This is a genomic window from Capnocytophaga bilenii, from assembly GCF_017565765.1.
GTDB classification, from domain to species: Bacteria; Bacteroidota; Bacteroidia; order Flavobacteriales; family Flavobacteriaceae; genus Capnocytophaga; species Capnocytophaga bilenii.
In genome coordinates, this window is the sequence record NZ_JAGDYP010000001.1 from 68,603 (window position 1) to 89,929 (window position 21,327).

Here is a 21,327-nt window from a genome sequence, read left to right on the forward strand (position 1 = left end):
ATTATTTTTTCAGTTCATTAATCATTATTTGTAGTTCACTACGAAGTTTATTTTTATTAGACAAAGCTCTTTCATATAAGGCTTTAACTATCTCATCATTGTAATTACCATAGTAAAGGACACTTTTCAAGGTGTTTTTATTTAGTCCTTTCTCTTTGGCTATATCTACTATATCACCTTTAACGAGGTTGTTACGAATGAGTTCAAAAAGTTCAGCTTGTAGTTCTTTATTTTTATTGAATGGTAAAGTCTTTGCTTGAGTAGCAATTTTTTCCATTTCAATAAAGTATCTACGGGCTTGTTTTCCTTTTTCGGTTTTCTCTACCATAGAGAGTTCTTTTGCCATATCAAGGGTAAGAATATATTCTATTTTATTGTGTCCTCCTCTACTTGTTTGCTCGCCAAAATTGGCGAGCAAAGAATAGTCTTGGTTTTCTATAAAACCATATTCTTCTATCCTTCCTTTTATCCAATTAGAAAAATCTCTACCTACTTCTAAAAATTGATGTAATTCGCGAGCTAATACGGCTCTTTGTCCATTTTGTTCTGTTATTTTTACTAATTCGCTCATAGGTTATTATTGTTTGTTAAATACATATTCAGCCAATATATTAAGGTTATCTGTATCAAGACTACAGATGAAATTTATCCAGCTAAGTTCATTGTTATTGTACTGTGAATGGTATCTTTGTACTCTATCAGCTAAATGAGCTACTATAATATTAGGTACTTTATTCATATAAATTTCAGCTACAATATTTACATTATTCCTACGCAAGAACTTAATAATCCTAAGTAATTCTTGAGCTTCTTTTTTCATTGTAATTCCTCTGTAAATTCAAACTTTAACTGGTTTGGATCTTCTTGGATAATAGTATTAGTGTTTTTTTCGAAGATTTGCTCTTCAGTAAAACCTTTTTCTTTGTAAAACATAACCGCCTCCCATAAGGTAAGATTACGGCTGTTTCGTCTTGCCAATCCCAACACTGATTGCTGCTGATTTCCGAGCCTCTTAGCAAGCTCTATACTGAATTCGTTGTCGTTCAGTATTTTTTCAATGATAATTTTGCTAACTTTCATTTTAATTTTATATATTTGCAGATTATTTTACATTTGTATTTTAAATATGATTACATATGTATTTTAAATATGAATACATTTACATTTCGGTTGCAAATGTATAGATAAATATCTAAATTACAAAATAAAATTAGAAATATTTCTCAATTATGAAGCAAAGAATTTTACAATTTATTGAGTATAAAGGGATTAGTAAAAATAAATTTTATATTGAAACAGGGTTGTCTAATGGTATTTTAGATAAAAATTCTGGTTTTTCAATGGATACTGTTGAGAAAATATACTATAAATATCCTGAAATAAATCTGGAGTGGTTAGTTACAGGAAAAGGAGAGATGCTAAAGCCTAATATAAAACAAGTACAGAGAGATATTGGAAATAATAATACTTTGAGTAATATTAATGGTAAAGTTGATGGTGATATTACCATATCACACAATGAAATATCTGATTTTATTGAATTGCACAAAGAAATGAACTCTATAATAAAAACCACACAAAACCAATTATCAGAAAGTCAGAAACAAGTAAATATCTTATTAGAAATTTTAAAAAACAGTCAGAAATGAAAAAAATGATTTTATTTTTAGTACTATTTTGTGCTACACTGAGTTATGGACAGACGGATTGTAATGATTTAAAAAAGGAAATTCTATCTGTTAGAGAAGAATTAGTAACTGTAAAAGCAGAAAGTAGCTCTTTAAAAGCTCAGAGAGTAGCTTTAGAAGAGCAAATAGAGTATCTCAAAAAGGTTTTAGAAGTAAATAAACCTGTAAAGGAGGTAGATGTAGATGGTATTAATGCAAAAATAACTAAAATAGAGGGTATTTTAGAAGAAAAAACCATTTATATAACCTTTTTGTTTGAGGCTAAAGTTAATGATAGAAATTTTTATATTAATGATGTAAATATTGTTGATTTAGAGGGAAATACTATTAATAGAAACTATGATAAATCTGAGTCACAAAAAGAACTCACATTTGAAGTGCCAACTAAAATGAAAATGGCTTTCACTTATAATGAGAACTTTGAAAATGGTACTCCTAGTACTATTAAGCTAATACGTATAAATGCTGATAATAGTGATAAAAATTATAAACAATTTAGGAGTGAAATGTTTTTCAGAAACTTAGATGTAAACTGGAGGTAATATTTTAAAAATACAAGCATATAAACTAATAGAACAATAGAATTAAATTAAAAATAAGTACATTATATTTTTTGTTAATATTCTAATAATTTTTGAGTTAATTACGAGTATATAATTGAGTATTTTTATTAGGTTTTACAATATTAGATACTATATAAAAACTATTGTATATATAATATTTTATCTGCAAAGGGAATTCATAACCCAAAGGTCACGGGTTCAAATCCCGTCTTCGCTACAAAATCGGTGTAACTAATTGTTTGGCAATTAATTACGCCGTTTTTATTTTAATGCTGGGGCAAAATTGGGACAATTATACTTACAAGAGATACTAATAAAACTAGAAAACTTCTTACTATTTTTGGTACTCCGAAAATTAAATTATACTTTTGCTGCTATAATTTTCACTTAATTATCAGATAAACGACAGTTAAATATATGGCAAAATACGATGTTCTTATTATTGGTAGTGGTCTCTCTGGATTATTTTCAGCTTTACTCTTGGCAAAAGCAGGAAAAAGAGTGTGTGTATTAGAGAAAAACCAACAATATGGGGGCAATCTACAGACTTTTGAACGCAATCATATTCTCTTTGATACCGGAGTGCATTACATAGGTGGTTTGGCTGAAAAGCAGGTACTTTACGAATATTTCAATAAAGTAGGAATAGCTAACAAACTTTCTTTGGAACGTCTTGATATGAATGGTTACGATCGTATTTGCTTTGCTAATACTCCTTCACTTATGTATCCTCACGCTCAGGGGTATGAAAACTTCATTCAACAACTACTTTTGTATTTTCCTTCCGAAAAGAAAGCTTTAGAACAATATGCAGATACAATGCAATCTGTTTGTGCTCAATTTCCTCTTTATAACCTTAAACAAGGGGATGCTAAATATAATACTGAAACACTTTCTATAAAACTTTTAGATTTTTTGAATAGTATTACTACTGATGAGCGACTAAAAGCAGTACTTTTAGGGTCTAACTTTCTTTATGGTGGCACTACTGAACAGACTCCTTTGTATGTACACGCATTATCAGTCAATTCGTATATTGAAAGTGCGTGGCGACTTACGCAAGGGGGCAGCCAAATCACTGATTTGCTCATTAAACAGCTACAATTACACGGGGCTGACTTATTTAACAATACTGAAGTAACAGCCTTTGAATATGATAGTTATAACACTATCTCTTCTATACGTACTAAACAAGGTAAGACTTTTGAAGCCTCTCATATTATTTCGGCTATTGATATCAAACAACTACTCAATATCACAGGAAAAGTACCTCTTAAACCTTCTTTCTACAAACGTGTGCAGTGCTTAAAACCTACAGCTGCTGCCTTTTCATTGCATTTAGTACTCAAGCCCAACATCTTTAGATATTTACCTTATAACATATATTGGTTTAAGGATAACAATAGCGTGTATCAGGCAGCTAATTACTCTATAAATGATTTTCCGTTATCATATATGATTTCTATGAATCCACCTAAAAATGGAGGTGAATTTACTGATAATATGACAATTCTCACCTATATGAATCCTACGGAATTACATCGCTGGGAAGAGAGTTTCTATACCAATACAGAGGGAAAAAGTAGGGGTGAATTGTACGAGATTTTCAAACGTCAGCGGGCTATGGATTTATTAGATTGTGTTGCACTGCAATTCCCTACTATAAAGAATATTATTACCGACTATTACACCTCTACTCCCCTCACCTATCGCGATTATATAGGTAATTTTACAGGAGCTATGTATGGGTACAAAAAAAACGCTGACCATATAATGGAAAGCGTTTTTATGCCACAAACTCACATCAGGAATCTTTATGTTACAGGGCAAAGTGTTGCAATGCACGGACTTGTAGGGGTTACTATCAGTGCGGTGCTTACTTACCAAATCTTGATGCGATCTTCCGGTTTTTTATAGAGTTTATCTCCTTCTTTTACATCAAAGGCTTTATACCAAGCGTCTACATTTACTAATGGTCCGAAAGAGCGGAAATAACCAGGACTATGAGGGTCTGTTTTTACTTGATTGGTGAGATATTGTTCTTTAGACAATGTACGCCATACAGTACCCCAAGAGATAAAGAAACGTTGTTCTTGGGTAAAGTTGCTAATCTTCTCTACTTGTCCTTTATCTTTTAAATACATTTGTAGTGCATCAAAGGCAATATTTACACCACCAAGGTCGGCGATGTTTTCGCCACTGGTGAAAGTACCATTTACAAATACACCTTTTACAGGTTCGTATTTATCATACTGTGCTGCAAGAGCTTTGGTAGCGTTTTCAAAGTTCTTTTTGTCTTCAGGTGTCCACCAGTTTTGTAGGTTACCTTCGCCGTCAAACTCTGCACCGCTATCATCAAAACCGTGTGTCATTTCGTGTCCTATTACAGCCCCTATACCGCCAAAGTTCACTGCTGGGTCGGCTTCAAAGTTGAAGAAAGGAGGTTGCAAAATAGCTGCTGGGAATACGATTTCGTTATAAAGTGGGTTATAATATGCATTCACTGTTTGTGGTGACATTCCCCATTTAGTTTTATCAACTGGTTTGCCTACCTTCTCTAAACTCTTTTGGTAAGCCCACTCACTCACGCGTTGCAAGTTATTAAAATACACCGTTTTGGCAGCAGGTTCTATAGTCAATTTAGAGTAATCTTCCCATTTGTCTGGATACCCCACTTTTACAGTGAATTTATTGAGTTTCGCCAAAGCTTTTTCTTTGGTAGCATCAGACATCCAAGTAAGGTCTTTGATATGTTGTGCAAAGCTTTTTTTGAGGTAATCTACTAAAGTAACCATTTCTTCTTTAGCTTTAGCAGGGAAATATTTTTCTACATAGAGCTTACCAAAGGCTTCTCCTAAAACACCATTGATAACGCTTAGAGCGCGTTTGTTCATTGGGCGTTGTTCTTGTTGTCCTTGTAATTCTTTATGATAGAAGTTGAAAGAAAGTTCGTCAAGTTCTTTGGTGAGGTTGCTTGCATTATCGGTTATTAATTGGTATTTGAGGTAATCCTTTAGCAGTGGCAAGTTCTTTTCGTTGATAAACTTGTCGTATTGTTTGTACAAACGAATTTCTGAAACAACTACCTTATCAATATTAACTCCTACATTTTTGAGATATTGAGGCAGGTTGATATTTTTCACCAATTTGCTTAGCTCGTTCATTGTTTGAGGGTTGTAGCTAAGGTTAGGATTTCGGTCTTCCTCATTGGTGAGCATTAGTTTGGCTACAGAACGTTCAAAATCTACGATTTGTTTAGCTTTTTCGGCTGCTTTGTCGTCTTTGAGTATTTTGAAGATAGCTTCTACGTAATTTTGGTATTTATTTAAAGCCTCAGTATTTTCTTTGCTATCTTTTTGGTAGTAATCACGTCCCATACCGATACTAAAGTTACCGAGATAGACAGTATTGGTATTAGAGTCTTTCATATCGGCATATACGCCCCAGCCACAGATAGGGTTTTCGCCTTCGGGGGTAACTTCTTCTAAGTATTTTTGAAGGTCGGGGAGGGTTTTGATAGCATCAATTTTGTTTAAATAACCTTCTATAGGTTTGAGCCCTTCGGCATCGCGCTTGTTCCAATCGATGAAAGACTCATATAGGTCTTTTATCTTTTGTCCTTCAGTGCCTTGCTCAAAGTTTTCTTTTAGCAAGTTATCCAAGATAAGCAGACAGTTTTCATCGGTTTTTTCACGAAGGATATGAAAAGAACCCCACGTAGGCTTGTCGGCTGGTATTTGAGCTGTTTTAGCCCAAGTACCGTTTACGTAGTTATAAAAATCATCTTGCGGACGCACAGTAGTGTCCATTTCAGCAAGGGAAAGCCCTTTATCGGCATTCGTGTTCTCAGTCATTGTGTTTTCTGTTTTTTTGTTATTTTCGCAGGCTATCATTAGCCCTATTGATGAAAGTAACAATGCGGTTTTAGCTGTTTTCCTCATCGTATTATTAGTTTTTTTGAATTGATACCACAAAGGTAATAATATTTTCTTAATTTGCAAGGGTATTGTTAATTTTTTTCTATAAATAATAAGGCTATCTGAAAAGTTTTATTTTATGAATGTATATTGCCTTTTATTTCTACAATACTATTGAAAGTTATTGATTATCAGAGTAATTAACTTTTACAAACTCTTAGAGTTTGCCAAAGTGTATGGTGCAATTAAACCTTTTAAAACTTTTCGGACAGCCTTATTGTTAATGATTACTTAATTGTAAAATTAAGCCCTTTGTGCTCTCCTAAGCCGTAATAGTGCTTAAAGTTGTAAATGAGGGGATGCCACTCTAATGGGTTGATTTTGTTTTCTTCGATTACTAAATGGTCTTGTGCGTGCACTTGTACAAACTCCAACTCTATGAGGGCAAAGTTATCGCGGTCATTTACTTGTTTTACTTTGGCTTCGGCTTGTATGGGGCATTCGGCTATGCGAGGTGCTCGTACTTTATCGGAAGGTAGCTTGGTGAAGCCTGCTATGGCAAATTTGTCATCAGTATAGGTGTATTTGCCTTGCTTTTGAGGGGGTACGGGATTTTGTGCTGTATAGGGGGCTATCGCTTCTACTTTCTCCCACATTTCTGCCGAAGGTAGATTGAATACTACTTCAGGCACTTCCATTACATTGTGATAGGCTTTGTTGAGCTTTACAAGGGCTATCACGGCATTTGTACCTAAGGTGAAGGTACAAGAAATAGGTGTTACGTCGGCGTTTCCGTCTTTATCGGTTGTAGTAAGGAGTACTACAGGAAACCCGTAATAAAACATACTCGGTAAAAAAGACTTCATACTATTTATTTTAAGATTTTTGCAAAGGTACGAAATAATGTTTAATTATCAATGTTTAATGGATTATTTTTTTAGTAGGTTTGTCACATACTCGGCTGTGCCGGCTCACTGACTTTCTTTCGGTGCGAGCCGCACTGGCTTCACATACTCCGCTGTGCCAGCTCGGTGCGAGCCGCACTGGCTTTTATCCTTCGCTCAACCTTCGCTTATCCTTCGCTCGAGGTTCGCTTTAAATAGGTCTATTGAAGTGTAGGTATGATAGCAAATTAATTTTGGTAAAGATTATAGCAACAAGGGGGTTAGTGAAAATAACTAAAACTGTATATGGGGGTATTGGGCTTGAATGGTGGCTATTTTTTGTTGTAATTGCTCTTGGAAAGCTTTATGACTCTCGGTGTGAGGGTTAAAGGGGCGATGGGCTAAACTTTTTTGAATATTATCTATTTGTTTCATTGTTTTTTGGGTATCAGTATCTATATAAGTGGCTGTTAATTGCTGCCATATATAGTTGATTGCCAGTTCGGAAGGGTGTACCATATCATCTGTATAAAAACGATAATCACGTAACTCGTCTAATAAGAGTTCGTAGGACGGAAAATAATGGCAGGTTTGCTTACTGATAAGTGGATAGAGTGCAGCAAAGAGGTGTGATTTGCTAACTTGGTTTTCTAAAAAGCCATCTTTGAGATGTCGTACAGGGGAAATGGTGCATATACATTCTATACGGGGATTGAAGGTTTTTACACTGCTAATTATCTGATATATACTTTGTTGTATTTCTTCAACTGAAAGAAGATGTTTTGAGAAGTGTGTTTGTGGCACTTTGTGGCAGTTGGCTACCATTTCACGGGTTGTTTTATGGGTATATACCCAAGCTGTACCAAAGGTGATAAAGAAGAATTGTGCTTCTTTAAGGGCTTGGTACAATTTATTCTGCTGGGTATTGGCAAAAGAGATTGTTTCTTGTAGTTCAGGCTTACTGATATCGGAATGAAGGGAGAAGCTGTGCCATAGTTCGTTATGCAAAAAGAAGTCTTCGGGGGTGTAGGGTTGTTGTGCTAAGGCTCTTTGTATAACTTTTTGGATTGCTATAGGATGAAAAAGAACGCCAAAGGGGTTGGCTGTAATGGGGAACTTGTAATAAGCAAAGCGAGTGGCTATATTTTGAGCAAAACAAGAGCCTATACTTACTATGGGGGTGTAATAAGTAATTTTTTTAGGGGCTGGGGGAAGCTGTAAGGTTGTTCTGAAGTTCAATTTTAGTTCTTTTCTAAGTTCAACAAAAACTCTTTACGGGTGATACCTCCTCCATAGCCTGCTAAACTACCATCGGAGCTGATAACACGATGACAAGGTATGAGGATGGAGATGTGATTTTTACCATTAGCATTGGCTACGGCACGGAAAGATTGTGGTTTGTCTATTGCTTCGGCTTGTTGTTTGTAGGAACGTGTTTCACCATAGGGGATTGTGAGGAGGTAGTTCCAAACCTCTTTTTGGAAAGGTGTACCTGAGAGTACTAAAGGCAAACTGAAGCTTTGTAGTTCTTTGGCAAAATATGCTTTTAGTTGTTCTTCCAATTGTAATAATAATGGTGTATCTTTTTGGTTATCAGTACCATTTAGATATTGCATTACTTGGCTTTTAGAGTGTAGCCAATGATCGTTGTGCATAAATTCGAGCAAACAAATAGCGTTATCGGTTGCCATTGCCAACAATAGTCCTACGGGAGTAATTAGTTTTTTGGTATATAGTTTTTGTTTTTTCATAGCTTATTTGCTGAAATAATCTAACGCTAATTCATAACTTTGTAATCCGAAGCCTACTATGATGCCTTTTACAACTGGAGATAAATAGGAATGATGCCTAAAAGTTTCGCGTGCAAAGGTATTAGAGATATGGACTTCAATCACGGGGGTTGTGATGGCTTTTATAGCATCGGCAAGGGCTATAGAGGTGTGAGTATAAGCTCCTGCATTGAGTATAATCCCGCAATAATCAAACCCTACCTCGTGAAGTTTATCTATTAAATCGCCTTCGTGATTGCTTTGGTAATACTGCAAGTGCAAGTGGTTGTATTTTGATTTCAAGGAGTCAAAATACATTTCAAAAGTTTGAGCACCATAGATTTCGGGCTCTCGTTTGCCTAATAAGTTGAGATTAGGTCCGTTGATAATAATAATCTTTTTCAATATCAAAACTATTAAATGGTTATATTACATAAAATTAGCATTTTTAATAGCTTCATAGGAAAGAATGGAGGTTGCTTTATTGACAATACTATCTACAGTGATAGTTTCTATCGCTTTTTCGTAACCTTTGGGGTACGTTTTTCCATAAACTGAGGTGGGTATTAATGGAAATAGGTTTCTATCGGCTAAAATTGCATTACTTAAAGGTTGTGCATAGGGATAAAATCCTGCGTAGGGGTGTGTAACTCCCCAAATTGTAAGTGTGGGGACGCCATACATAGCCGAAAGGTGTGCATTACCGCTATCCATAGCTATCATTATGTCAAGGCGAGATATTAGCTCCAACTCTTGCTTGAATGAAAGTCTGCCCACCATATTTACGACTCTATCCAATTTTACTTTTTGTATTTGGTCGGCTTCATTTTTTCCACCTCCAAAAAGGTAAATAGTAGCTTTTGGATAACGCTGGCTAAGGGTATTAATTACTTCGCACATTTTACTAAAGGGGTATTGCTTGCCTTGAAAAGAGGCAAAAGGGGCTACACCTATAGCAAGTTCGTTATTTAGTAGCTCTTCTACGGTTTCGCTCAGTTCAAGGGGGGGTAATAGGTAGTCATCGGACAAATCTATGGGGAAACCCAAAGCGGCAAACACATCGGCATAACGTTGATAGGAAGGTTTTAGTTGCTTAAAATTCTTGAATTTATAGCGAGTGAGTGCTTGTTTTTCAATTCGTCCTTTGTCTATTTGGGCAAAGGGTATTTTGGTGGTTTTAAAATAGAGTTTTAGTATATTGGTGCGCAATACGTTATGAATGTCGGCAACGCCGTCAATATCTTTATTAACAAGTTCTTTGAAGAGCCTATAGAGCCCACAAAGTCCTGCGTGCTTTCCTGTAAGTTCGGGTGTAAATACCTCTAAATTAGGTATATGAGAGAACATAGGGGTAAAAAGAGGGCGTGTAAGGTAAGTGATTTTTACCTCAGGATATTGCTCTGCAAAAGCTGTGATTACAGGAACACTGATAGCTACATCGCCCATAGCTGATAGTCTAAAAACAGCGATATGTTTCATTTTGTTTTGGTATTATTTTTTTTATTATTATCTTTGGCACGTCAAAGAGCGTTGATAAATAATAAAGGAGGTTGATATTCAATGCAAATGTACTAATTTTTTTTAATATATCAATATTTTATGAAACATTTATTTTTTTTATTACTATTTGCCCAATGTATTTGGGCACAACCCGATGCCGTATTTGACTTTAGCAAAAGTCTCCGCATTGACTTTAACTTGCTTACGGATGCTTACCAAACGGAAGTGCTTTTTCAGCAGTTGAAGAAAGAACCACATTGGGGAGGAGCACAAACTAATCTTATCGCTCCTAACTTAGGAAACTTGCGTTTGCAGGTGTTTGACGGTGATAAATTGGTTTTTTCAAAGGGGTTTAATTCCCTTTCAAACGAATGGGCTACAATAGAGGAGTCTAAGGGTGAAAAACGTTTGTTTTACCACGCTATTCAAATTCCTTTTCCAAAAAAAGAGCTTACTTTGCACATTGATAGGCGTAATAACGAAATGGTATTTGTAAATATCGCGAAGCGTAAAATAGACCCTGCAGATTATTTTATTAAGGAAGAAAAGCAGGTGGCTTACCCTTTTAAAAAACTATTGTACAACGGCGAGGCTGCTAAAAAGGTGGATATTGCTATCTTGGCTGAAGGTTACACGAAAGATGAAATAGAAAAGTTTTATGCTGATGCACAACGTATGACTGACTATATGTTTACAATCCCTCCTTTTGATGATCTTAAAAAAGATTTTAATGTGTATGCTATTGCAGTGCCTTCGGAAGAAAGTGGAACTGATGTACCAGGCAAGAATATCTACCGAAATACTGCTTTTAATTCTTCGTTCTACACTTTTAACCAAGAGCGTTACCTTACTACAAATAGCCTTAAAGAAATAGCTGATGCGGCAGCTCTTGTGCCTTATGACCAGCTATATGTACTGGTAAATACTCCTATATATGGTGGGGGTGGATTTTATAACAACCTGAACTTGTGTACGGCTGATAATGAACTTTCGGATAAAGTGTATATACACGAATTTGGACACGGATTTGTAGCGCTTGCGGATGAGTATTACTATGAATGGGATACTACTTTTCAGGATACTTATAATCACTCTTTAGAGCCTTGGGAAGAGAATATTACTACTTTGGTAGATTTTGGTAGTAAGTGGAAGGATATGGTTGCTAAAAAGACTCCAATACCTACTCCTCGTACTGATAAATATAAAAATGTAGTGGGAGCTTTCGAAGGTGGTGGCTATGTGAGCAAAGGGGTATATAGCCCAATGCAAGATTGTCGTATGAAATCTAATGAACCTAAAGGTTTTTGCCCTGTGTGTGAGCGTGCCATTAGGAAAGTAGTAAAATCATATACTGATTAACAAATAAATAAGCCGATTTATCTGTAATTGATAAGTCGGCTTATTAACTTCTTAAATGGGTATTATTTTAGTCCGCGTGCTTTGAGTAGTGGTTCAATAGCTGGGGCTTTTCCTCTGAAACTGAGATACATTTTTTCGTAATCCATTGTATTGCCTTTAGAGAGAATCAAATCTCTGAAGCGTTGTCCATTGGCACGGGTAAGTCCTCCGTTTTCTTCAAACCATTGGTAGGCATCGTGGCAGAGCATTTCCGTCCATTGGTAAGAGTAATAGCCAGCACCATAACCACCTCCAAAAATATGAGCAAAGTAAGAAGAACGGTATCTTGGTGGTACTTCTTTCACCCATAAGCCTGTCTTCTCAAGGGCTGTTTTCTCAAAATCATTTACATTACTGATAATAGTATCTGCTGGGATAGTGTGCCATTGTAGGTCTAAATTAGAGGCTGCTAATACTTCGGTAAAAGCATAGCCTTCGTTAAAAGTGCTTGCTTTCTTTATTTTATCAATAAGAGCTTGCGGAATAGGTTGTTTGGTTTGATAGTGTACTGCATAATTCTTAAGAATATCAGGATATAAAGCCCAATGTTCATTAAATTGTGAAGGAAACTCTACAAAATCGCGTGCTACGGCAGTGCCTGATAGGCTTGCGTACTGCTGATTGGCAAAGAATCCGTGTAATGCGTGTCCAAACTCGTGGAAAAGGGTAGTAAGCTCGTCATAAGTAAGCAAAGCGGGTTTGCCATCGGCAGGTTTTACATAGTTGCATACATTGTAAATAACGGGTTTGGTATTCAATAACTTAGATTGATTTACAAAGTTACTCATCCACGCACCACCGCGTTTGCTCTCACGAGCAAAGAAATCGCCGTAGAAAAGCCCTAATGGAGTACCATTCTCTTCAAAAAGTTCATATACTAATACATCAGGGTGATATACAGGTATATCTTTGCGTTCTTTAAAAGTAATACCATAAAGCTTAGTAGCTGCGTAAAACACGCCATTTTCAAGGGCATTTTTCAACTCGAAGTATGGTTTAATCTCATTCTCATCGAGGTCGTATTTAGCTTTGCGTACTTGCTCGGCATAGAAGTTCCAATCATAAGGTTCTAAGCTGAAATTACCTCCTGTTTTAGCAATTTGTGCTTGTATTTCTTTTGCTTCAGCTTTAGCTTTTCCTACTGAAGCTGGTACTAAATCTTTAAAAAACTGGGCAATAGCAGCAGGTGTTTTTGCCATTGTGCGTTGCAAACTCCACTCGGCATAGTTTTTAAAACCTAAAAGTGCTGCTTTTTTAGCGCGAAGTAGGGCAATGCGCTTTAAGATGTCGTTAGTATTATGAGCGCCGCCATCGGTACGATTCCAAGCAGCTTCAAATAGTTGTTTGCGCTGATTGCGGTCAGCTAATTCACTAAGAAGGGGTTGCTGGGTAGTATTTACAATAGCTATTTTTTTACCATTAATAGTTTGCGCTGCTGCCAACGAACCTTCTAAAAGTGTTTGATTGAAATCAGTCTCCAAAGAAGCTAACTCACTATTATACTTTTTAAGTGTTTCTTTATCAGCTGCCGATAAATTCGCTCCTGCTACCTCAAAATCTTCATAGTAATTCTCTAATAATTTAAGCGACTCAGGGTCTAATTGCAAGCTCTCACGTTTATCGTATAAAGCTTTAATACGTGCAAAAAGCTTTTCGTTTAAGTGAATACCATCAGCGTGTTCAGCAAACTTGGGTGAGAGCTCTTTTTGCAATACTTTCAGTGTGTCATTGGTATGTGCTTCTGTTAGAGCGTTGAACACTGCTGAAGCTCGTTCCAATTCCACTCCACTTTTTTCTAACGCAATGATAGTATTTTCAAAAGTAGGCGCTTCATTGCTATTAGCGATAGCAGCTATACGCTCGTTTTGCAATGCCATTCCTTTAAGAAGTGCAGGACGATAATGCTCATCTTTTATCTTTGAGAAGTCTGGAGCTTCATATGGCAAAGTACTTTCTACAAGTAGCGGATTATTATCTATATTCTCTGTCATTTTCTTTTGGTTTTCAGAAGAGTTACAGCCTACTAAAGCAGTAAATAGTAGTGCCGAAAAGAGTTGTTTTTTCATAGTCTGTTTGGTTTTAAAAATAGGGACGAATTTCATCAATCCGCCCCTTTTTTGTTTAACTAAAATTTATTACTTAGCTGTCAAACGCACATCTATACGCCTATTTTTTGCTTTGCATTCATCAGTATCGTTAGCAGGACATATGGGGTGTTCTGCTCCATAACCTTGAGCACTCAACTGTGCTTTGTTAGCACCCAATACTACCAATTTGTTTAACACCGAATTAGCGCGCCTTTCAGAAAGTTTTAAATTACCTTCAGCACTACCTGTATTATCGGTGTAACCTCCTAAACGGATAGCTGCATTAGGATAAACTTTCAATATAGCTACAATGTTTTTTAATTGTTGTTCTGAACCTTCTGTAAGTTCGTCACTACCTGTTTTGAAGTAAGTTCTATCCAAAGTAATCCAATTATCTTTGAATTGTTCTGGAGTAGTAAGGTTTTTATCTTCCAATAATTTTACAAGGTGAGCCTCAGATGAATTTTCACCTACTTCTAACATTGTATTGTCAAGAAGAATCAATTCAAATAAATTACCTACGTTATACTCATAATTACCATCAACATTAAGCATACCTTCTACTACAGGAGTTTCAACTGTTTCTATAGTTTCACTTTGCTGAAGCTCTGCTGCTTCTGGAGGTATAATATTTGCATCAGCGGTATGTCCGCCCAAAATAGGAGCAATAACCAAACCTACCAAGCAAGTTAGTTTAATAAGGATATTCATTGAAGGACCTGAAGTATCTTTGAATGGGTCACCTACAGTATCACCCGTTACAGCTGCTTTATGAGCATCAGAACCTTTGTAAGTCATTTGTCCGTTAATTTCTACTCCTGCTTCAAATGATTTCTTAGCGTTATCCCAAGCACCACCAGCATTATTTTGGAAGATTGCCCATACTACGCCCGATACAGCTACACCAGCCATATAAGCTCCTAAAGCTTCTGCTCCCATTACAAAACCAATAATGATAGGGGTGATAATAGTAATTGCGCCAGGCAACATCATTTCACGCAAAGCAGCTTTAGTAGAAATATCCACACATCTGCCGTACTCTGGTGTACCCTTGCCTTCCATAATACCTGGGATTTCGCGGAACTGACGGCGTACTTCGTTTACCATATCCATAGCCGCTTTTCCTACTGATTGCATTGCCAAGGCTGAGAAAATTACCGGAATCATACCTCCAATAAACAACGCTGCCAATACATCTGCTTTGAAGATATTAATACCATCAATGCCTGTAAAGGTAACATAAGCGGCAAACAATGCTAAGGCAGTAAGAGCTGCAGAAGCAATTGCAAAGCCTTTACCTACAGCAGCAGTAGTATTACCTACTGAGTCTAAAATATCTGTACGTTGGCGTACTTCTTTGGGTAGTTCACTCATTTCAGCCACACCTCCTGCATTGTCAGCAATAGGCCCAAAAGCATCAATAGCCAATTGCATAGCAGTAGTAGCCATCATTGCTGAAGCCGCAATCGCAACCCCGTAAAAACCTGCTAAGGCATAAGAGCCCCAAATTGCTACTGCAAAAAGCAATACAGAACCAAAGGTTGATTTCATACCAGTAGCCAAACCTGCTATAATGTTAGTAGCTGCACCAGTTGAAGAGTTACGCACAATATTCAATACAGGTTTTTTACCCAAAGCAGTAAAGTATTCAGTAATAGTAGAAATAAGTAACCCTACAGCTAAACCTACAATAGTAGCATAGAATACATTAATACTTTGTATTTCCTTTACTCCTTCTCCAAAGAAACTCATCTGAATAGTTTCAGGAAGCATATATTTAATTAGGAAGAAACAAGCTACCAAAGTAAGTCCTAAAGCTACGTAATTACCAGTGTTTAGCGAACTTTGTACTTGTTTTTCTTTAGCTTCATTATTTTTGATACCCACAAAGAAAGTACCGATGATAGAAGCTACAATACCTACCCCTGCAATTACCAAAGGTAAAAGTATAGGCCCCATATTACCAAAGTTGTCTGTAAAGGCACCTCCATTGCTCATTGCCATATCTTTGATTACGTAGTTACCCAATACCATTGAGGCAAGTACGGTAGCCACGTATGAACCAAATAGGTCAGCACCCATACCTGCTACGTCACCTACGTTATCACCTACGTTATCAGCAATAGTAGCAGGGTTACGAGGGTCATCTTCAGGGATACCTGCTTCTACTTTCCCTACAAGGTCAGCCCCTACGTCAGCAGCTTTGGTATAGATACCTCCTCCCACACGAGCAAAAAGCGCAATAGACTCAGCTCCTAATGAGAAACCAGCCAAAGCTTCAAGTACAAGGGTCATTTCATCATAAAAAGGTTTGCCTCCTTCTATGAAGGTGTTTACAAAGAGAATGAAAAACAAGCTCAAGCCCAATACAGCCAAACCTGCTACTCCCAATCCCATTACAGTACCACCTCCAAACGATACTTTTAAGGCTTTTGGCAAACTAGTGCGTGCTGCTTCTGTAGTACGCACATTAGAGTTGGTAGCAATACGCATACCTATGTTTCCCGCTAAGGCAGAGAAGAACGCTCCACACACAAAAGCTACGACAATAAGCCAGTGAGAAGTCTCCACCACACGCGAAACAATAAATAAGGCTATAGCGGCTATCACCACAAAAATACCTAAAATACGGTATTCAGCATTAAGAAACGCCATTGCACCTTCTTTGATACTTTTAGAGATGCTTTGCATTCGTTCGTTGCCTGTGGTTTGCTTGTTCACCCACAAAGCCTTTGTAATCATAAAGATAAGTCCCAGAATAGCAAGGACTAACGGTAGATATAACATCATTTTATCCATACAAATATTAATAATTAATTATTCAGGCGGTAAAATTACAAAAGATTATATTAATAAGAAAATAAAAAGCATTTTTTTTTATTTTTATCCTAAGAAACCTATAAAAGTAGTCAAGATAAAGGCATTAATAAAGTCTATAAAAAAAGCTCCTACCATCGGTACTATCAGAAAAGCTTTATGGGAAGTACCAAAACACTCAGTAACCGACTGCATATTAGCCACTGCCGTAGGGGTAGCCCCTAAGCCAAAACCACAATGCCCTGCGCAGAGTACCGCTGCATCGTAATCAGCCCCCATCAGGCGGAAAGTTACAAAATAAGCATAAGTACACATTACAAAAGTTTGTATCACCAAGATGATAAGCATCGGAACAGCTATATCTAATAATGTCCAGAGTTTTAAGTTTAAAAGAGCAATCCCTAAAAACAAACTTAGTGAAGCATTGCCAAATACATCTATAGCACGGTCAAACATATTCACTTTGAAAGCATTAGTAAGTACATTGCGCAAGAATACCCCAAAGAATAAAGCCCATACAAATTGTGGGATAGTAAATTTTTCGGGTAAATAAGCTGTCACAGTAGGCGAAACCATTATAGCCGAAAACGACAAGCAAGCTGCAAAAAGTGCCATTGTCTCTATCGCCGATTTTGAAGTAATAAGGCGTTGTTTTCCCGAATTTTCAAACACTTCCACCACAGTATCTACCGCATTATCGGTAGCTGTTTTATCTATGATAGGTTTTCTCCCTATTTTGTTCACCAACTTGCGTGCCACAGGCCCTCCTATCAGTCCACCAAGTATCAAGCCAAAGGTAGCCGAAGCCATACCAAGACCAGTTGCCCCTTTAATACCATAGTCTGTCTCCAATATCTTGCCCCACGCACCTGCCGTACCGTGACCTCCAGTCAGGGTGATAGAACCTGTTATCAAGCCCATAATAGGATTTTGCCCCAATGCACTCGCCAGCCCTACCCCTACCGAGTTTTGTACTACGATAAACAGTGCTACTACTCCTAAAAAAATAATAAGCCCTTTACCACCTGCTTTTAGTCGGGAGAAATCAGCACTAAGCCCAATAGACGAAAAGAAAAACAACATAAAAGCATCTTGCAGATTCGTATTAAAGTCTAACGAAATCTTGTATTTAAGATACAGCAGATAGATAATAACAGCTGCCAATAACCCTCCAGCTACTGGCTCAGGAATATTAAAGTTCTGTAGTAATTTTATTTTCCCTACCAATAAGCGTCCTACCAATAGCACAAGAGTAGCAATAATAAGTGTGTAATAAGGGTTGATAATAATGTTGTTCATTATAGTTTAAAAGATTAATGTTTTTTTGTTAGCTTTTTTCCGACTGCAAATTTATAACATTTATCTCAATATTACCAAATATTTAACCTTTTGTTTTGTTAAAAAAATAAGGCTATACAAGATTTTCCAACACTCTTGTATAGCCTTATTTCATTCATTTAAAAGAAGAACCGCTCTTTTTCGCCTTTATCATTCAACAATTCTAATGAATTACGACTGTTAGATGACAAACTTCCCATTATGTTTTTGAGCTCATCTACATCTTTAAAGCTCTTACCATTCACTGAAAGTAGTACTTTTCCTACAATACTAAGGTTGTTGTACTCGTAAAATTGCGAAGCTCCCGTTATTTTAACTCCCGTTTTAGTTTTAAAACGTTTTTGGTCTGCCTCCGATAAGTTCTTTACCTCCAAGCCTAAAGCATTAAGCACATAAGTACTATTCTTCATCAGAGTAATATTGGCAGTTTGATTCTTGCCATTGCGCTCATAAATAACTTTTAACACATCACCAGGTCGTTTAGAAGCTATATAGCCACTAAGGTCTGAATATTTGTGTATTGTTACATTATCTATCTGCTTGATAATATCACCTTTTTTAAGCCCAGCCTTACCTGCTCCCGAATCTTCCTCTACTGTTTCTATGTAAAAACCTTCTGTGTCTTTGATATTCAGCTTTTTAGCACTTTCCGAATCTAAATCAGTACCACGAACCCCCATTACACCTCGTTGTACGTTACCGTATTCTATAAGGTCTTCCACTACTTTTTTAGCAATATTACTTGGCACGGCAAACGAATATCCCATATACACCCCCGTAGTTGATGAAATAGCCGTATTGATACCTATCAGGTCGCCATTTAGGTTTACCAAGGCACCACCACTATTTCCCATATTTACTACGGCATCTGTTTGTATAAACGATTCTATTTTATCACTTCCTCGTTCACTGATATTACGTGCTTTAGCACTGATAATCCCCGCAGTAACTGTTGAGTTTAGGTTAAAAGGATTTCCCACAGCCAGCACCCACTCCCCTACTTGAGTATTATCAGAGTCGGCAAAAGTAAGGAAAGGTAATTTCTCTTCAGCTTCAATTTTTAGCAAAGCTATATCCGATGATGTATCCGTTCCTATAAGTTTTGCAGTATAAGTTTTGTTGTTGTTTAAAGTTACCTCTAGGGTAGTTGCGTTAGCAATCACGTGATTGTTTGTTACTATATAGCCGTCAGGCGTGATTATCACTCCAGAACCCGTACCCACTTGTGTTTGTTCTCCTCCTCTATTGCCGTAAAAAAGATCAAAGATAGAGGTAATATTCCCTTGTGATTTCACCGTATTCTTCACGTGCACCACACTATTCACTGTTTTATTGGCAGCCTCCACAAAGTTTGTCTCGCCCAGCACCGCCTTATCTGGGGTCGTATGATTCGTTTGTACAATTGCCGGACGTGACAATAATTCAAGCGCCGACTGTTTTGCATCTTGTTTGTCTATAAAAATTTTGTAACCTCCTAAGGTTAAAGCACCACCCAATATAGCGGCTGATACTACATTTGCATAATTCTTTATCATATTCTTTGTTTTAGTGTTTATCCTTAATCTATTAGGCAACAACTGTGCCAAAGTGATAAAGAAAAAAGCTGCTGCTTTGTGTAGCAACAGCTTTTTTTAGTTTATAAGGCAAAACAAAAATTACAATTTAGGCGCACCTGCCAATACATCAGCATCCGCTCCTTCAGCAAAATTTTTCTTTTTGAAGTTTTCTACGAATGATTCTGCCAATTCTTTTAGTTTTGCATTGAATTGTCCTTTGTCTTCCCAAGTGTTTTCTGGGTTCAAAATGCTTTGGTCTGATACCCCTTCGCAAGCTTGTGGTACTTCAAAACCAAAGATAGGCAATTTCTTGTACTCAACGTTATTTAATTTGCCGTTAAGTGCTGCTGTAATAAGCGCACGAGTATCTTTTAGGCTACATCTTTTCATTTTTCCGTTGTAACCAGTGTTCACCAACCATACATTCACGCCAGTCTCTTTAATTTTGCTTGCCAAACGTTTTCCGTATTCAGCTGGGTGCAATGGCATAAATGCCGCTCCAAAACAAGCTGAGAATGTTTTTTGTGGTGTAGTAATACCTACCTCAGTACCAGCTACTTTTGAAGTATAGCCCGATACAAACTGATAAGCTGCTTGCTCAGGGGTTAATTTTGAAATTGGAGGCAATACCCCATAAGCGTCAAAAGTAAGGAAGAAAATATTTTTAGGATTATGTCCTATTGAACCTGGTTGTATGTTAGCAATGTGGTAAATAGGATATGAAACACGAGTGTTTTCAGTAATGTCTGTACGAGCAAAATCTACCACTCCTTTTTCATCCATAATTACGTTTTCAAGGATAGCTCCTTTCTTAATAGCTGCAAAAATTTCAGGTTCTTTCTCTGCTGTAAGGTCTACTACTTTAGCATAGCAACCTCCTTCAAAGTTAAACACTGTATTTTCAGGAGTCCATCCGTGTTCGTCATCACCTATTAAGTGACGGTTAGGGTCTGCTGAAAGGGTAGTTTTTCCTGTACCAGACAAACCAAAGAAGATAGCAGTATCACCATCTTTACCCACGTTAGCAGAACAGTGCATTGGCATAGTGTTGCGGAACACAGGCAATTCAAAGTTCATAGCCGAGAAGATACCTTTCTTAATTTCACCTGTATAACCAGTACCACCTATCAAGGCAATCTTTTTAGTAAAGTTAAGAATTGCAAAGTTAGCTTGGCGAGTTCCATCTACTGCTGGGTCTGCAAGAAAACCTGGTGCATTCACCACCAACCAATCTTCTTTAAATGAAGCCAATTCACTATCCTCTATGCGCAAAAACATATTAAAGGCAAAAAGATTGCTCCAAGGAAGTTCTGTAATCGTACGAATGTTTGTGCGATACTTAGGATCTGCACACACATAACCATCGTGCACATAAATTTCCTTTGATGAAAGGTAAGCCACAACCTTGTCATATAGTTTGTCAAACTTGTCGGCATCAAAAGGAATGTTGATGTCGCCCCACCACACACGGTCTTTTGTGATGTCGTCTTTTACAATAAAACGGTCTTTAGGCGAACGACCTGTAAACTTACCAGTGTTAATGGCAATTGCTCCTGACGAAGCCTCAACTCCCAATTTCTTGTCTAAAGTTTCTTGGTGTAGTTCGTCAGCTGAAAGTTGGTAACGAACATTAGCATTCTTAATTCCGTATTTATCTACGGAAAGTGTTTTTGAATTACTCATAATGTCTCAATTTATTTAGAAATCTGTAATTTACAATCCCTCAATCTCGCAAATTTCCTGGAAAGAAACTTACTGCGAATATGAAATAGAGCCAACTCACAAAATTCTTTTACCAAAACTTTTTTTC

General features: G+C 36.9%; 18 protein-coding genes. 4 read left to right on the forward strand and 14 right to left on the reverse strand.

Annotated features, from left to right (window positions below; genetic code table 11):
- Position 1 precedes the first annotated feature (1 nt).
- The 3 genes from J4N46_RS00465 to J4N46_RS00475 all read right to left on the reverse strand — a co-directional run bounded on the left by J4N46_RS00465 (position 2) and on the right by J4N46_RS00475 (position 1,080).
- Positions 2-571 carry an antA/AntB antirepressor family protein gene (locus J4N46_RS00465; protein WP_208057430.1) on the reverse strand — a complete coding sequence of 190 codons (570 nt, stop codon included), beginning with the start codon at positions 569-571 and terminating at the stop codon, positions 2-4.
- A gap of 6 nt (positions 572-577) precedes the next feature.
- Positions 578-739, reverse strand: coding sequence for a hypothetical protein (locus J4N46_RS00470; RefSeq protein WP_236013481.1), 162 nt, complete (start codon positions 737-739; stop codon positions 578-580).
- 77 nt (positions 740-816) lie between these two features.
- Positions 817-1,080, reverse strand: coding sequence for a hypothetical protein (locus J4N46_RS00475; protein WP_208057432.1), 264 nt, complete (start codon positions 1,078-1,080; stop codon positions 817-819).
- 149 nt (positions 1,081-1,229) lie between these two features.
- Between J4N46_RS00475 and J4N46_RS00480 the strand changes: the two genes are divergently transcribed.
- The 3 genes from J4N46_RS00480 to J4N46_RS00490 all read left to right on the forward strand — a co-directional run bounded on the left by J4N46_RS00480 (position 1,230) and on the right by J4N46_RS00490 (position 4,168).
- Positions 1,230-1,649, forward strand: coding sequence for a transcriptional regulator (locus tag J4N46_RS00480; RefSeq protein WP_208057433.1), 420 nt, complete (start codon positions 1,230-1,232; stop codon positions 1,647-1,649).
- Positions 1,646-2,230: a hypothetical protein gene (locus J4N46_RS00485; protein WP_208057434.1), complete on the forward strand. Its 585-nt coding sequence runs from the start codon at positions 1,646-1,648 to the stop codon at positions 2,228-2,230. The genes J4N46_RS00480 and J4N46_RS00485 overlap by 4 nt, the downstream gene beginning before the upstream one ends.
- Positions 2,231-2,668: 438 nt before the next feature.
- A complete protein-coding gene (locus J4N46_RS00490; protein WP_208057435.1) occupies positions 2,669-4,168 on the forward strand; it encodes a phytoene desaturase family protein in 1,500 nt (499 codons plus the stop codon).
- Here J4N46_RS00490 and J4N46_RS00495 read toward each other — a convergent pair.
- The 6 genes from J4N46_RS00495 to J4N46_RS00520 form a co-directional block, all read right to left on the reverse strand.
- A complete protein-coding gene (locus J4N46_RS00495) occupies positions 4,132-6,192 on the reverse strand; it encodes a M13 family metallopeptidase (protein WP_208057436.1) in 2,061 nt (686 codons plus the stop codon). The genes J4N46_RS00490 and J4N46_RS00495 overlap by 37 nt on opposite strands.
- 263 nt (positions 6,193-6,455) lie before the next feature.
- The gene (locus tag J4N46_RS00500) at positions 6,456-7,034 is read right to left on the reverse strand and encodes a flavin reductase family protein (RefSeq protein ID WP_208057437.1); all 579 of its coding nucleotides are present in this window, start codon (positions 7,032-7,034) and stop codon (positions 6,456-6,458) included.
- Between the two features lie 312 nt (positions 7,035-7,346).
- Positions 7,347-8,291, reverse strand: a complete 945-nt coding sequence (locus J4N46_RS00505; protein ID WP_208057438.1) for a GSCFA domain-containing protein — start codon at positions 8,289-8,291, stop codon at positions 7,347-7,349.
- Between the two features lie 2 nt (positions 8,292-8,293).
- On the reverse strand, positions 8,294-8,803 hold the full coding sequence (locus tag J4N46_RS00510) for a methylated-DNA--[protein]-cysteine S-methyltransferase (protein ID WP_208057439.1): 510 nt from the start codon (positions 8,801-8,803) through the stop codon (positions 8,294-8,296).
- 3 nt (positions 8,804-8,806) lie between these two features.
- A complete protein-coding gene (aroQ, locus tag J4N46_RS00515; RefSeq protein WP_208057440.1) occupies positions 8,807-9,226 on the reverse strand; it encodes a type II 3-dehydroquinate dehydratase in 420 nt (139 codons plus the stop codon).
- 24 nt (positions 9,227-9,250) lie between these two features.
- Complete coding sequence (locus J4N46_RS00520) at positions 9,251-10,300, reverse strand: glycosyltransferase family 9 protein (RefSeq protein ID WP_208057441.1); 1,050 nt, start codon at positions 10,298-10,300, stop codon at positions 9,251-9,253.
- A gap of 120 nt (positions 10,301-10,420) precedes the next feature.
- Here J4N46_RS00520 and J4N46_RS00525 point away from each other — a divergent pair, with 120 nt between their 5' ends.
- Complete coding sequence (locus tag J4N46_RS00525) at positions 10,421-11,680, forward strand: M64 family metallopeptidase (protein ID WP_208057442.1); 1,260 nt, start codon at positions 10,421-10,423, stop codon at positions 11,678-11,680.
- Positions 11,681-11,742: 62 nt separating this feature from the next.
- Here J4N46_RS00525 and J4N46_RS00530 read toward each other — a convergent pair whose 3' ends face one another.
- From J4N46_RS00530 to pckA, 5 genes are all read right to left on the reverse strand, one after another.
- On the reverse strand, positions 11,743-13,785 hold the full coding sequence (locus tag J4N46_RS00530) for a M3 family metallopeptidase (RefSeq protein WP_208057443.1): 2,043 nt from the start codon (positions 13,783-13,785) through the stop codon (positions 11,743-11,745).
- 69 nt (positions 13,786-13,854) lie between these two features.
- Positions 13,855-16,605 carry a sodium-translocating pyrophosphatase gene (locus J4N46_RS00535; protein ID WP_208057444.1) on the reverse strand — a complete coding sequence of 917 codons (2,751 nt, stop codon included), beginning with the start codon at positions 16,603-16,605 and terminating at the stop codon, positions 13,855-13,857.
- Between the two features lie 84 nt (positions 16,606-16,689).
- Positions 16,690-17,922: a sodium/glutamate symporter gene (gene gltS, locus J4N46_RS00540; RefSeq protein ID WP_208057445.1), complete on the reverse strand. Its 1,233-nt coding sequence runs from the start codon at positions 17,920-17,922 to the stop codon at positions 16,690-16,692.
- A gap of 158 nt (positions 17,923-18,080) precedes the next feature.
- Positions 18,081-19,496: a S1C family serine protease gene (locus J4N46_RS00545; RefSeq protein ID WP_208057446.1), complete on the reverse strand. Its 1,416-nt coding sequence runs from the start codon at positions 19,494-19,496 to the stop codon at positions 18,081-18,083.
- A gap of 120 nt (positions 19,497-19,616) precedes the next feature.
- On the reverse strand, positions 19,617-21,200 hold the full coding sequence (pckA, locus tag J4N46_RS00550; protein WP_208057447.1) for a phosphoenolpyruvate carboxykinase (ATP): 1,584 nt from the start codon (positions 21,198-21,200) through the stop codon (positions 19,617-19,619).
- Positions 21,201-21,327 lie beyond the last annotated feature (127 nt).

Coding starts and splice junctions, on each gene's coding strand:
- J4N46_RS00465 (WP_208057430.1), bottom strand. CDS start 571: ATGAGCGAATTAGTAAAAATAACAGAACAAAATGGACAAAGAGCCGTA.
- J4N46_RS00470 (WP_236013481.1), bottom strand. CDS start 739: ATGAATAAAGTACCTAATATTATAGTAGCTCATTTAGCTGATAGAGTA.
- J4N46_RS00475 (WP_208057432.1), bottom strand. CDS start 1,080: ATGAAAGTTAGCAAAATTATCATTGAAAAAATACTGAACGACAACGAA.
- J4N46_RS00480 (WP_208057433.1), top strand. CDS start 1,230: ATGAAGCAAAGAATTTTACAATTTATTGAGTATAAAGGGATTAGTAAA.
- J4N46_RS00485 (WP_208057434.1), top strand. CDS start 1,646: ATGAAAAAAATGATTTTATTTTTAGTACTATTTTGTGCTACACTGAGT.
- J4N46_RS00490 (WP_208057435.1), top strand. CDS start 2,669: ATGGCAAAATACGATGTTCTTATTATTGGTAGTGGTCTCTCTGGATTA.
- J4N46_RS00495 (WP_208057436.1), bottom strand. CDS start 6,192: ATGAGGAAAACAGCTAAAACCGCATTGTTACTTTCATCAATAGGGCTA.
- J4N46_RS00500 (WP_208057437.1), bottom strand. CDS start 7,034: ATGAAGTCTTTTTTACCGAGTATGTTTTATTACGGGTTTCCTGTAGTA.
- J4N46_RS00510 (WP_208057439.1), bottom strand. CDS start 8,803: ATGAAAAAACAAAAACTATATACCAAAAAACTAATTACTCCCGTAGGA.
- J4N46_RS00520 (WP_208057441.1), bottom strand. CDS start 10,300: ATGAAACATATCGCTGTTTTTAGACTATCAGCTATGGGCGATGTAGCT.
- J4N46_RS00525 (WP_208057442.1), top strand. CDS start 10,421: ATGAAACATTTATTTTTTTTATTACTATTTGCCCAATGTATTTGGGCA.
- J4N46_RS00530 (WP_208057443.1), bottom strand. CDS start 13,785: ATGAAAAAACAACTCTTTTCGGCACTACTATTTACTGCTTTAGTAGGC.
- J4N46_RS00535 (WP_208057444.1), bottom strand. CDS start 16,605: ATGGATAAAATGATGTTATATCTACCGTTAGTCCTTGCTATTCTGGGA.
- gltS (WP_208057445.1), bottom strand. CDS start 17,922: ATGAACAACATTATTATCAACCCTTATTACACACTTATTATTGCTACT.
- J4N46_RS00545 (WP_208057446.1), bottom strand. CDS start 19,496: ATGATAAAGAATTATGCAAATGTAGTATCAGCCGCTATATTGGGTGGT.
- pckA (WP_208057447.1), bottom strand. CDS start 21,200: ATGAGTAATTCAAAAACACTTTCCGTAGATAAATACGGAATTAAGAAT.